Raw genomic sequence first — 12,405 nt, forward strand, 5'->3', positions numbered from 1 at the left:
TCGCTGCGTCGGGCGACGCGCCACGGCCGTGCACCGTGCCGGCCGGTTCCGGTCGCCGAGGTCAGCGTGCGCTCGTGCTCGGCTGCGGTGCCGTGGGTTCCAGACGGACCAGGATGCCTTTGGACGTCGGCTGGTTGCTGATGTCGGCCACGCTGTCCAGGGGCACCAGGACCTGGGTCTCCGGGTAGTAGGCGGCGGCGGAGCCTCGGCTGGTCGGGTACGGGACCACCACGAAGTCCTCGGCACGGCGCTCGGCGTCGTCGCTCCACACGCCGACCAGGTCGACGTGTTGTCCTTCGGTCAGGCCGAGTTCGCCGAGGTCGGCCGGGTTGACGAGCACCACCCGACGGCTGCCGTGGATGCCCCGGTAGCGGTCGTTGGGCGTGTAGGGGATGGTGTTCCACTGGTCGTGGGAGCGCAGTGTCTGCAGCAGCAGGTGCCCCTCGGGAAGGTGCGGCGCCTCGCAGGCGTTGCGGGTGAACAACGCCTTGCCCACGGCGGTGGGGAAGACACCCTCGTTGACCGGGTTGGGCAGTTGGATGCCGCCTGGGCGGACCACGCGCCGGTTGAAGTCGTGCAGGCCCGGCACGATGCGGGAGATGCGGTCGCGGATCGTGCCGTAGTCGGCCTCGAACTGCTCCCAGGGGATGCCCGCCGTGCCGTTCAGGGTGCGGCGGGCCAGTCGGCACAGGATGGCGACTTCGCTGAGCAGGAGCTTGGAGGCCGGCCTCAGCCGCCCACGGGAGGTGTGCACCTCGCTCATCGAGTTCTCCACGGTGACGAACTGCTCCCCGCCCACCTGGACGTCCCGTTCGGTGCGGCCGAGGGTGGGCAGGATGAGCGCGGTCCGGCCGCAGACGGTGTGGGACCTGTTGAGCTTGGTGGAGATGTGGGCGGTCAGGCGGCAGTTGCGCATCGCCGCCTCGGTGACCTCGCTGTCCGGTGCGGCCCGGACGAAGTTGCCGGCCAGCGCGAGGAAGAACTTGACACGGCCCTCACGCATCGCCCTGATCGAGTTCACCGAGTCCAGACCGTGGGCGCGCGGCGGGTCGAAGCCGAACTCCCGCTGCAGCGCGTCCAGGAAGGAGTCGGGCATCTGCTCCCAGATGCCCATGGTGCGGTCGCCCTGCACATTGCTGTGACCACGCACCGGGCAGGCTCCGCTTCCGGCCCGGCCGAGGTTTCCCCGCAGCATCAGGAAGTTGACGATCTCCCGGATGGTGGGGACACCGTGCTTGTGCTGTGTGACCCCCATGGCCCAGCAGACGACGACCCGTTCACTGCGCAGTACGTCGTCGCGGACCTGCTCGATCTCGTTGCGGCTCAGCCCTGTCGCGGTGAGCATGTCGTCCCAGGGCAGTGCGCGGACGTGCGCGGAGAACTCCTCGAAGCCGCTGGTGCTGGAGCGGATGAACTCGTGGTCCAGTACCTGCCCGGGCCGGGCCTCCTCGGCCTCCAGCAGGAGCCGGTTCAACGCCTGGAACAGCGCCAGGTCGCCACCGGCGCGGACGTGCAGGAACCGGTCGGCGATCTGCACACCACGCCCGATCACCCCGCGCGCCTTCTGCGGGTTCTTGAACCTCAGCAGGCCGGCTTCGGGCAGTGTGTTCACCGCGATGATGCGAGCGCCGTTCAGCTTGGCCTGTTCCAGCGCGGACAGCTGCCGCGGGTGATTGGTTCCGGGGTTCTGCCCCACCAGGAAGATCAGGTCGGCGTGGTGCAGGTCGTGCAGGCTGACCGTTCCCTTGCCCGTGCCGAGCGTCTCGTGCAGGGCGAAGCCGCTGGACTCGTGGCACATGTTGCTGCAGTCGGGCAGGTTGTTGGTGCCCAGCGCCCTGGCGAAGAGCTGGAGCACGAAAGCGGCCTCGTTACTGGCCCGGCCCGACGTGTAGAAGACGGCCTCGTCCGGGGTGTCCAGGGAGGTCAGCTCGGCGGAGAGCAGCCCGAAGGCGTCGTTCCAGCTGATCGGCTCGTAGTGGTCGGACTCCGGCCGCTTCACCATCGGTTCCGTGAGCCGTCCTTGGTGGTTCAACCACATGTCGGACTGCCGGCTCAGCTCGGTGACGCTGTACTCGCGGAAGAAGTCCGCGGTGACGCGGCGCGTGGTGGCCTCGTCGTTGATGTGCTTGGCGCCGTTCTCGCAGTACTCGTTGCGATGGCGGTGCCCCGGTGAGGGATCCGCCCAGGCACAGCCGGGGCAGTCGATGCCGTCCACCTGGTTCATGGTCAGCAGGTCCACCCCCGTGTTCCGCGGGGACGTCTGTTGCAGGGAGTACTCCAAGGCGTGCACCACGGCGGGAATGCCCGCGGCCCATTTCTTGGGCGGCGTCACGGTGAGCTCGTCCTTCGGCCGTTCGCCGGGGGGCTTGGTCATCGGGTTGCCTCTCGTTCGTCGTCATCCCGCACGAGGTCAGCCCACCGGCCAGCAGGGCACCCGGCTCCTCGGCGGTTCCGGCTCCACGGGCCGTACGTGTCCGTTGCGGATGCTCCCCCGCCAGGAGCCGCCCGCCTCCCCCAGCCCCTCGATGTACTCCTTGAAGTGTCCGAGCTCCGCTCGCACGACACGCCTGGTCAGCCGGGGCACGACGGTGAGCGCGCCGGCCACGCCGCGCGCCTCCACCTCCAGCCGTACGCAGACCGACGTACGCCGCTCCCCGACGGACCTGAAGGTCACCTCGCCGCGGTGGGAGGGGCGCCGCTCGAGGCTGCGCCAGGCCAGACGGGAGTCGGGCTCCTGCTGAAGGATCTCCGCCTCGAACTCGCGGCACACCGGCCCCACGCCGATGACCCACGTGGTGACATTGGGCTTGACCTGCTCGACCCGCCGTACCGCGGTCATGAACCGGGGAAAGCTCTTGAACTGCGTCCACTGGTCGTACGCGGTACGCACCGGTACCGCGATCTCGACCGTTTCCTCGATGGTATGCATGACCCACCCATCTCCAGGCTCCGCCGCCTCCCAGTCTCACCGGCCGTCGGACGGGCCGCCACACGGAGAGCGAGTTGGCTGCCCCTGCACGCCGCCGTCCCGGCCCTGAAGGCGTCGGCCTCACCCTGTGCGCAGGTCGTCCGTGCGGGTACTTGTCGTGCGTCCGGCATGCCGTGAGGAGGATCGCCGTGGCTCGGCACTTCGCCGTCGGCGATCACGTCCGCTGGAACTCTGAAGCCGGAAGGGATTGAACCCGGAGCCGGGAGGCTGAGGCGGCAGAATGACGAACCGCATCTGCACGGTGGGGCATTCCACACGCGACTTCGATGAAATGCTGACCATGCTGCGGAACAACGAGATAACCCACTTGGTCGACGTTCGCTCGTTCCCTTCGTCGCGGAAGTTCCCGCAATGGAATCAGTCAGCCATCATCGAGGCACTGCCCCCCGATATCGAATACCGGTGGATCCCGCGACTCGGCGGCCGACGGCACACCCCGAAAGGGGTACTGAGCGCGAACGGCGCGTGGCAGGTGAAAGCCTTCCGGGATTACGCCGATTACATGGCGAGCGACGAATTCAATGAAGGATTGAACGAGTTGCTCGAAATCGCTGAGCACGGAAGTGCCGGCGATCATGTGCAGCGAGGCGGTTCCGTGGCGCTGCCATCGCAGACTGATCACCGACGCGTTGATCGTCGCGGGTGCGGAGGTGGCGCACATCATCTCGGCCTCGACAGCGAAGCCGGCAACCCTGAACCGGCACGCGCACGTTCAGGACGGGCACCTGACCTACCCGCCCCCCGCCTCCCAAGTGCCCGAGGCGACATGAACCTCGTCGAAGCGGTACGTGCGGAAGTGGCCGCCATCCCGGCCGGCCGCGTCGCCTCGTACGGTGACATCGGCGAGCGGGTCGGAGCCGGCCCACGGCAGGTCGGGCGGGCGATGAGCCTGCTCGGCGTCGGCGTGCCGTGGTGGCGTGTCGTCCACGCGGACGGAACACCGGCCTCCTGTCACGGCGGGGCAGCCCGGGAGCTGCTCAACCATGAGGGAACGCCGATGCTCGGTGCGCGGGTCGACATGAGGCGTGCACGCTGTCGATGGGCACCGTGACGACTTCCGGGTCGGACACGCGCCCCAAGCACTGACGAAGCACTGACGCACAGGAGCCAACGGCGAGTGCTCACCGTGCCTGACGGTCGGCACGAAGCCGTCTCCCGGGAGGACCCTGGCCGGAAGTCGTCGACGGCCGGGCCGTCGGTCCTAGGGTCGAACGCGTCGCGGATCTCGGTGAAGGGGGCTGACCACAGTGACGGAGAAGCGGGTCGTCGTGGTGACCGGCGGGGGCACGGGTATCGGCGAGGCCACGGCCCGGCTGCTGCGCGAGGAGGGCCACCACGTGGTCGTCTCCGGTCGGCGGGCCGGACCCCTGCGGCGCCTCGCGGAGGAGACCGGCGCGCTGGCGTGCCCCTCCGACGCCGGGGACCCGGAGGCGGCCGAGGAACTCGTACGGGCCGCCCTGGCCGCGCACGGACGGCTCGACGGGCTGGTGCTGAACGCCGGCACAGGGCGGGGCGGGGCCGTCGGGGACATGTCGCTGCAGGACTGGGACGAGGTGATGCGCACCAACGTCACCGGCCCGCTTCTCCTGCTCCGGGCGGCGATCCCGTACCTGCTGGAGTCCAGGGGGGCGGTCGTCGCCGTCGCTTCGGTGTCCGCGCTGCGCAACGGCACGGGCAACGCCCCGTACGCCACCTCCAAGGCGGCCCTGCTCCAGCTCTGCCGGTCCGTGGCCGTCGACTACGGGCGGCAGGGGGTACGGGCCAACATCGTGTGCCCCGGCTGGGTACGGACCGAGATGGCGGACCGGCGCATGGCGCGCTTCGCCGAGGAGGCGGACCTGAGCGGCGGCGTACAGGCCGCCTACGCGGAAGCGACCGGGGTGGTTCCCGCGGGACGGCCGGGCGAGCCGCGGGAGGTCGCGGAGGCGATCGGCTGGCTGCTGTCGCCGGCGGCGTCGTACGTCAATGGGGCGGTGCTCACCGTGGACGGCGGCGCGACGGCCCTGGACCCGGGAACGCTCGCCTTCGACTTCCGCATCGCGTCACGCACCGACGAGGACTCCGCAGCCCCCCACTGACCGCCGGCCGCACACCGGCCCCGGGGAGGAGCGGCGACGGGAACCCGGCGGACCCTCACCCCGCCAGTCCGCGGGCGCCACCCGTCCCGCCCACGGACCGGGAGCGTGACCTCAGGCGGGCCACACCCCCAGGCGAACCGCACGTCCACCGAACAGGGCAGGAGAGCCCGCGCACGTCCTCGGCAGACCGGCGGTTCCGCCGGGGCCTGGACCGTCCCGATGCCACGCCCCCGGTGCGCGGGAGTCGGCCGGCCGGGAACCCGGCGGATCGTCACCGGCCCCGGCCCGGGCACCTCACGTGCCTCGGACCAGGTCGCGGCCGGGGCGCGGGAGACCGGAGCAGGGGCTCCCGCGCCGCGGCGGACCGGGCTAGCGGGACGGGTCCTCGTGGGACAGTTCGAGGTCGACGCCGCTCGTGCCGCTGCCGTCCACCCGGACCGATGTGGCGACCGGGGCGTAGCCGCTGGCGATGACGGTGTACTCGCCGCCGTCGAGGTCGGTGAACCCGTAGGCGCCGTCGGGGCCGGTGAGCGCGGTGCCGACCACGTTGCCGGCCGAGTCCAGCAGGGTGACCTTGGCGTCGTCGAGCGGGCTGCCGGTGGCGCCGCTGACGACGCCGCCCACCCGGGCGCCGGGTTCGAGCCGGACCTCGTACGCACCACCCGTCCCCGGGGTGACGTCGACCGGGAGGGCGGCCGGGCGGTGTCCGGGCGCGTTCACCACCAGCGTGTAGCCGCCGGGGACCAGATCGGCCAGCACGAAGGCGCCGTCGGCGGCCGAGGTCCCGGAGGACACCACCTCGCCGCGCACGTCGGTGGCGACCAGCAGGGCTCCGGGCAGCGGGCGCCCCTCGACGGAGTCCCGGACCGTCCCGCTGAGGGCGACGGTGCCGCTGAGCGCGAGATCGCACTCGACCGGCTCCTCGCCGACGAGCACGGTGACGGCCTGCGGCTGCCGGGCACCGGCGGCCCCGATCAGCACATAGGTGCCGGGGCCGGTGACGGCCAACTCGTAGCTCCCGTCCGCGCCGCTGACGGCGCGGCCGAGCTGCCGGCCGCCCACGTCGATCAGGGTGATCACGGCCTCCGGCACCGGCGCGCCGGTGCCGTCCAGCACGCGGCCGTGGACGCCGTACCGTGCGGCGCCGGGAACGGGCTCGAACCGGTCGGGCGCCGGCACGGCCGTCGGCCGGCTCTCGGTGGGTGCCTGTTCGGCGGCGACGGGCTCGGCGGTGGGCCCGGTCGGCTCCGGTGCCGGGGTGCCGCCCTCCTCCGCCGCCCGCGCCTCGAGTCCGGAGACCTGCCGCAGCGGCACCTCCTTGGTCCACAGCGCGACCAGGAAGCCCAGGACCATCACGGCCGCGGCGATCAGGAACACGAGCTGCATCGAGTCGGTGAATCCGACCTTGAACGGTTCGGCCAGGCGCGGGTCGAGCCGCTGGATGAACGAGGAGTCGTCGAGCACGCCCGAGCCGCTCCCGCCGCCCGCCCCGGGATGCTTGAGCATGTCCAGCACCGGCGCGTTCGCGGGGTTCGCCCGTACGGCCGGGTCGTGGAGCGCGGCCTGGAAGGCGGGCGTGTGGGCCGCGGTCCGGAAGGCCGAGCTGATCTTGTCGCCGACGGTGCTGAACAGCACGGAGAGGAAGACCGCGGTGCCGGCGGTGCCGCCCATCTGCCGGAAGAAGGTGGCCGACGCCGTCGCGACGCCCATGTCCTTGGGCTCGACGGCGTTCTGCACGGCCAGGGTCAGGATCTGCATGCAGCCGCTGAGGCCGATGCCGAACAGGGCCATGTAGGCCATGGTCTCCGGCAGCGCCGTGTCCCACTGCACCCGGTAGTGGAACAGGAGCATGGCGGCGATGATCAGCGCGGTGCCGAGCACGGGGAAGATCTTGTACTTGCCGGTCTTCTGGATGATGCGTCCGACCACGATGGTCCCGGCGATCATGCCGACCATCAGCGGCAGCATCAGCAGACCTGACTTGGTGGGGCTGACGCCCTTCACGATCTGCAGGTACAGCGGGACCATCATCATGCCGCCGAACATGCCCATGCCGATGAGCACGGACAGCAGGCTCATCTTGCTGAACACCGCGCTGCGGAACAGCCGCATGGGGATCAGGGCCTCCTCGCCCATGGCCCGCTCGACGAGGACCCACACGATCAGGCCGACCGCGCCGATCCCGTAGCAGACGGCGGCCTTGGTGGAGGTCCAGCCCCAGTCCTGGCCCTGCTCGGCCACGAGCAGCAGCGGCACCACGCCGAGCGCGATGGTGAGCGCGCCCCACCAGTCGATGCGGTGCTCGCGCCGGCTGTGCGGAAGGTTCAGCACCTTGGCGACGACGAACAGGGCGATGATGCCGACCGGCACGTTGACCAGGAACACCCAGCGCCAGCCGGCGATGGCCAGGATGCTGCTCCGGCCCGCGAGGAAACCGCCGATCAGCGGACCGAGCACGCTCGAGGAGCCGAACATCGCGAGCATGTAGCCCTGGTACCGGGCGCGCTCGCGGGGCGGCACGATGTCACCGATGATCGCCAGCGCCAGGGACATCAGGCCGCCCGCGCCGATGCCCTGGAAGGCCCGGAAGGCGGACAGTTCCGTCATCGAGGTGGCGAACGAACAGGCCGCCGAGCCGGCGATGAAGATCGTGATGGCCGCCAGGAAGAAGGGCTTGCGGCCGTAGAGGTCGGAGAGCTTGCCGTACAGCGGCGTGCTGATGGTGGAGGTGATCAGGTATGCGGTGGTGACCCATGCCTGCGCGCTCAGTCCGTGCAGATCGTCGGCGATCGTGCGGATCGAGGTGCTGACGATGGTCTGGTCGAGCGCCGCGAGGAACATCCCCAGCATCAGGCCGCTGAGGATCGTCATGATCTGACGATGCGTCAGCCTGCCGGCTGGAGCCGATGCGGATATCACTCCGGTTCCCCCACGGGCCGGGGATGCGGACGTGGTCATGCGTGCGGATCTCCTTGCCTGGCCTCACCGGCCGGGCCCCTGCCCGGCTTCGAGGCTCGTGTTACGTGCGGTCCACCAGGTCGTCGTCGAGGTGCTGCAGCGGACGCGTGCGACGGCACCGGCCTTCCGCCGGCCGCGGGACGTCCCCCGTCCCGGTCATCATGCACGTTCCGTTGCTTGCGGCTACCAACTGAGTGTAGATCCTGCCTACGACAGGCTGTGCCGCGACCGGGCCGGCGTCAGGTGGACTGTTGCGCCCAGACCGTCTTCCCCTCGGCGTGGTAGCGGGTGCCCCAGCTCTCGGTGAGGGTCGCGACGATGAACAGCCCTCGTCCGGACTCGTCGATGGTGCGCGCGTGCTTGAGGTGCGGGGCCGAAGGGGAACCGTCGCTGACCTCGCAGGTCAGGGCCTGGTCGCGGATCAAGCGCAGCCGCAGGGGCGGGGCGCCGTAGCGGACCGCGTTGCCGACGAGTTCGCTGGCGATGAGTTCCGTGGTGAAGGCGGTTTCCTCGTCGACGTTCCAGGTCTTCAGCCGGCGGTTGACGGCCGCGCGCGCGAGCGGTGCCGCCTCGGGCCCGGCCGGCAAGGGGCAGGTGAGGACCTGTTCCGCGGGCAGGGCGTCGGTGCGCGCGAACAGCATGAGCGCTTCTTCCGACCGGTCGTCGTCGGTGAGGGCGTACGCGATCGTGTCGCACAGGTCACCCGGCGACAGGACGGCGGCCTCGTCGAGCAGGGGCCGCAGCGGTGCGGAGGGCGCGAGGACCTTCTCCGCCAGGGTGGCGGTGCCGATCGCCAGGGTGCTGCCCGCGGGGAGGTCGACGGTGGTGGCGGGGAAAGGGGCGTTGCCGGTGCCGGCGAGCAGGGGACCCGCCGGCACGGAGAGGGTGGCCGAGCCGCCGTCGGCATGGACCACGACGGGCTCGTACAGTCCGGCGCGGACGATGGTGCACGTGAGTTCGACCGGGTCGTAGACGGCGATCAGGCATCCGGCGGTCAGCGTCTCCCGGTGCAGGGGGTCGCCCGACGGCAGCGCCGCGCGTTCCGCGGCCAGGCTGGCGGCCGTGTCGTTCAGCCGGGCCATCAGATCGTCCGGCTGCAGGTCCAGCGCGGCCAGGGAGTGGATGACGGTCCGCAGTTGTCCCATGGTCGTGGCCGCGGCGATTCCGCGTCCGGCGACGTCGCCGACGACCAGTGCCGTCCGCGCCCCCGCCAACGGGATCACGTCGAACCAGGCGCCTCCCCCCTCGGAACCGGGAATGTGCAGGTGGGAGACGCTCACGGTGGACGGCGCCTGCCGCCGCTGCGGAAGCAGCCTGCGCTGCACCGTGGCCGCGATGGTCCGTTCCCGTGCGTAGCGGCGGGCGTTGTCGATGCACAGCGCCGCATGCGCGCACACGTCCGACGCCAGGGCGATGTCCGCCTCCTCGAAGGGGTCCTCGTCCTCGTGCCGGTAGAAGCTCACCACGCCCAGGGCCTCGCCGCGCAGGGCCAGCGGCGCCACGATCAGGGAGTGCGCCCCGGAATGCCGGATGGCCTCCGCCCGGGCCGGATCGGCCGCGAGCCACAGACTGTCCTCGTCCGTCACCGACACCAGCCGCGGCCGCAGATCAGCCAGTACCCGCGCGAAGGGCGTCCCGTAGGGCAGGTGTCGTACGTCACCCACCGGATACGCCGACATCCGGCCCCGGAACGCCGCCCGGCGCAGCGGCACGTCGCGGTCCACGGGCACCAGCGGCGGCACCTCGCCCCGCACCACGTCATCGATCACCTCCACCACCGCGATCCCCGAGAACGCCGGCACGACCGCGTTCACGAACTCCTCACTGGCGGCGATCACATCCAGCCGTTCCCCCACGTGCTTGCGGACCTCGTCCAGCACCGCCAGGCGCTGCAGGGCCCGCTCGCGTTCGGTGACGTCGACGGCGGAGGCCACGAGGCCCAGGACCTCACCGCGCACACTCTCCAGGCGCACATAGCTGACGGAGTAGATGCAGCGCTTGTGACCGGCCACACCCGACGTGCCCCGCACCAGCCGGTTCAGGGCCGGCCTCCCGCATTCCAGGACCGCGCGCGCCGCCGCCTCCTCCTCGGCCGGGTCGGCGAGCCGGTACGCCTCGGTGAAGCGCCGGCCCAGCAGACGGTCGGCCGCCGCATCGCGCAGCGCCTGGGTCGCCGTGTTCATGCGGATGATGCGCAGCTGATCGTCCAGCACGTGCAGGCCCACCGGTGACTGGCTGAACATGGCCCGCAGGATCGCGAGGTCCTGCCCGGACACGGCGTCCGCCGCGGCACGGACCTCCCACACCACCGAGGAGCCCGTGAGCACGGGCCTCACCAGCAGATGGTCCGCGTGCCCGATCCGCTCCCGGCGCCACTCCTCTTCGGTGGCGGCCTCGCGCACGAGGGCGGCGACGGACCGGCCGACGGCCTCCTCGGCCGACCATCCGAACCTCTCCTGTGCCGGACGGTGCCACGCGGTCACCCGCCCGTGCTCATCGACGTGCATGAGCACGTCACCGTGGACCATGGGTAGCACACCTCCGGCCCCATCCTTGCCCCGCAGGCACCGGCGGCCCACCCGCTCGGCCATGCGCGGCAACCTGTGCAGCACCCCGGAGCCCTCACGCCCGGCCCCCGGGCACGACCGGCGCGCACGGACGCTCGTTGCGGCATCCGGACGAGCGGCCCGACGTCAGTAGCGCTGCGCCTTGGCGAGGACGGGGGTCAGTTTCGCCGTGGGCGGCTGGTGGCTGAAGGCGATGGGTTGTTCCTTCTTCCCGGGCTCGAGGTGCTCGGCGCCGACGTACCGCGTCTCGACCACCTTGCCGGCCTCGTCCTTGAAATCGACCTGAACGGCGTAGGAGGCCGCGCTGCCGGTCTTGTTGGTGATGGTGACCAGGACGGCGCGCACTCCGCCGGTCTGCGATCTGGGGATGCCCGTCATGGCGACCTCGGAGAGCGCGTTGCCCCGGCCCTTCACGTTCTTCAGCTCCTTCTCCGCCGCCGCGCTCCTGCGCTGGGTCTCGGCGTCCACCGAGGCCTCGAACTCGGAGGCGCGCGCCGAGGCGGAGGCGGACGCGGCGGAGGCGGACGCCCGGGCCGAGCTGATCGCCGCGGAGGCCGAGGAGGCCAGGGCCGACGGCGGCGTACCGGAGAAGGACGACACGTTCGGCGTACGGGGAGTGCCGGCCGTGGGCGTGGAGCCGGCGCTCTGGCCGTTGCCGTTGCCGCAGCCGACGAGCCCACCGGCGAGGAGAAGGCCGCCGAGCGCGCTGCCCAGGATGATCCGGCGCCGGGCTCTCGCGGAGCCTTGGGAGTGGGTCACGGACATAGTGCCGTCCAAGGGGTCGATGGTGCTGGTTCCTCCATCGTCAGGCCATGATCTTCCCCCCGCGAGTCGACGCCGGACCCCCGGAAACCGGCCCCTGGATGTGATGCCACCCATAGGACGCGCATCACGTCCTAGCCGAGGCCGTACCCCCGCCACACGCCTGACCTGCTCATATATCAGCCCAATGTCCGATTTCGGCGCTTTCTCCGTAGTCGGGTAGTACGTCACATCATTGCGCGCCGCCCGGCCCGCCGTTAAACATTGCTGTCGTTGCCGGGAACCACTGGCCGGACCGAGCGGGACTCCGCCGGATCCGCCGCCCCGACGCAGCACGGGGCCCCGCCCCACGCCACCGCGACCGACAGCGGTCGGCAGACACCGACGACGTCCTTCTGTGGAGACTTCCTTTGACCATGACCACCCGCACCCGCATCGCCCGTCTGCGCAACCTCGCCCTCGCCGGCATCACCACCACCGGCGCCGCGGCTGCCGCCCTCACTCTGATGCCGACGACCGCACAGGCCGCCGAAGCGACGCAGGTGCACGCCTCTTCCGTGGTCACGGCCTCCTCGAACAACGCCAACACCACCTCCCCGGGCAAGGCCGGCTCCGCCAACAACCTCGACGGCTGGATCAAGCAGTCCCTGCAGATCATGAAGGCCAAGGGCATCCCCGGGAGCTACGAGGGCCTCAAGCGCAACATCATGCGCGAGTCCGGCGGCAACCCGGCCGCCCAGAACAACTGGGACGTCAACGCCAAGCAGGGCACCCCCTCCAAGGGCCTGCTCCAGGTCATCGACCCCACGTTCAACGCCTACCACGTCTCCGGCACCGCCCAGAGCGTCACCGACCCGGTGGCCAACATCACCGCGGCCGCCAACTACGCCGCCCACCGCTACGGTTCCATCGACAACGTCAACTCCGCCTACTGAGTCGACGGACCCCAGCACCCGAAGGCCGGTGCCGGCAGCGAACACCGCTGCCGGATCCGATCGGTAAGGTGTTCGCATGAGTACCGGGGTTCGCCGCAGGATGGGCGTCGAGGAGC

At 71.0% G+C, this 12,405-nt stretch carries 8 protein-coding genes and 1 pseudogene; 4 read left to right on the forward strand and 5 right to left on the reverse strand.

Annotated features, from left to right (window positions below; genetic code table 11):
- Positions 1-61: 61 nt before the first annotated feature.
- Together AB0D93_RS37885 and AB0D93_RS37890 are read right to left on the reverse strand one after the other, a co-directional pair.
- A complete protein-coding gene (locus AB0D93_RS37885; protein WP_362130046.1) occupies positions 62-2,374 on the reverse strand; it encodes an FdhF/YdeP family oxidoreductase in 2,313 nt (770 codons plus the stop codon).
- A gap of 36 nt (positions 2,375-2,410) precedes the next feature.
- Entirely contained in the window at positions 2,411-2,929 is a 519-nt protein-coding gene (locus AB0D93_RS37890; RefSeq protein WP_362130050.1) for an SRPBCC family protein, read from the reverse strand.
- 280 nt (positions 2,930-3,209) lie between these two features.
- On the opposite strand from AB0D93_RS37890, the pseudogene AB0D93_RS37895 reads away from it, so the two are divergent.
- The 3 genes and pseudogenes from AB0D93_RS37895 (at position 3,210) to AB0D93_RS37905 (ending at position 5,067) form a co-directional block, all read left to right on the forward strand.
- Positions 3,210-3,759: pseudogene (locus AB0D93_RS37895) on the forward strand (DUF488 domain-containing protein).
- Positions 3,756-4,040, forward strand: a complete 285-nt coding sequence (locus AB0D93_RS37900; protein ID WP_362130053.1) for an MGMT family protein — start codon at positions 3,756-3,758, stop codon at positions 4,038-4,040. Before AB0D93_RS37895 ends, AB0D93_RS37900 begins: the two are co-directional and overlap by 4 nt.
- Positions 4,041-4,236: 196 nt before the next feature.
- Positions 4,237-5,067 carry an SDR family oxidoreductase gene (locus AB0D93_RS37905; protein WP_362130056.1) on the forward strand — a complete coding sequence of 277 codons (831 nt, stop codon included), beginning with the start codon at positions 4,237-4,239 and terminating at the stop codon, positions 5,065-5,067.
- 369 nt (positions 5,068-5,436) lie between these two features.
- Here the strand turns inward: AB0D93_RS37905 and AB0D93_RS37910 are convergent, their stop codons facing one another.
- From AB0D93_RS37910 to AB0D93_RS37920, 3 genes are all read right to left on the reverse strand, one after another.
- The gene (locus AB0D93_RS37910) at positions 5,437-8,025 is read right to left on the reverse strand and encodes a DHA2 family efflux MFS transporter permease subunit (RefSeq protein ID WP_362130059.1); all 2,589 of its coding nucleotides are present in this window, start codon (positions 8,023-8,025) and stop codon (positions 5,437-5,439) included.
- Positions 8,026-8,264: 239 nt separating this feature from the next.
- On the reverse strand, positions 8,265-10,553 hold the full coding sequence (locus AB0D93_RS37915; RefSeq protein WP_362130062.1) for a SpoIIE family protein phosphatase: 2,289 nt from the start codon (positions 10,551-10,553) through the stop codon (positions 8,265-8,267).
- A gap of 165 nt (positions 10,554-10,718) precedes the next feature.
- Positions 10,719-11,357 carry a hypothetical protein gene (locus AB0D93_RS37920; RefSeq protein ID WP_362130065.1) on the reverse strand — a complete coding sequence of 213 codons (639 nt, stop codon included), beginning with the start codon at positions 11,355-11,357 and terminating at the stop codon, positions 10,719-10,721.
- 413 nt (positions 11,358-11,770) lie between these two features.
- On the opposite strand from AB0D93_RS37920, the gene AB0D93_RS37925 reads away from it, so the two are divergent.
- The gene (locus AB0D93_RS37925) at positions 11,771-12,289 is read left to right on the forward strand and encodes a transglycosylase SLT domain-containing protein (RefSeq protein ID WP_362130067.1); all 519 of its coding nucleotides are present in this window, start codon (positions 11,771-11,773) and stop codon (positions 12,287-12,289) included.
- Positions 12,290-12,405 lie beyond the last annotated feature (116 nt).

Source organism: Streptomyces sp. NPDC048191 (assembly GCF_040652655.1).
Lineage (GTDB): Bacteria > Actinomycetota > Actinomycetes > Streptomycetales > Streptomycetaceae > Streptomyces.

Bases quoted from the DNA above. Each gene is read 5' to 3' on its own strand.
- AB0D93_RS37885 (WP_362130046.1), bottom strand. From the start codon at position 2,374: ATGACCAAGCCCCCCGGCGAACGGCCGAAGGACGAGCTCACCGTGACG.
- AB0D93_RS37920 (WP_362130065.1), bottom strand. From the start codon at position 11,357: ATGTCCGTGACCCACTCCCAAGGCTCCGCGAGAGCCCGGCGCCGGATC.
- AB0D93_RS37910 (WP_362130059.1), bottom strand. From the start codon at position 8,025: ATGACCACGTCCGCATCCCCGGCCCGTGGGGGAACCGGAGTGATATCC.
- AB0D93_RS37900 (WP_362130053.1), top strand. From the start codon at position 3,756: ATGAACCTCGTCGAAGCGGTACGTGCGGAAGTGGCCGCCATCCCGGCC.
- AB0D93_RS37890 (WP_362130050.1), bottom strand. From the start codon at position 2,929: ATGCATACCATCGAGGAAACGGTCGAGATCGCGGTACCGGTGCGTACC.
- AB0D93_RS37925 (WP_362130067.1), top strand. From the start codon at position 11,771: ATGACCACCCGCACCCGCATCGCCCGTCTGCGCAACCTCGCCCTCGCC.
- AB0D93_RS37915 (WP_362130062.1), bottom strand. From the start codon at position 10,553: ATGGTCCACGGTGACGTGCTCATGCACGTCGATGAGCACGGGCGGGTG.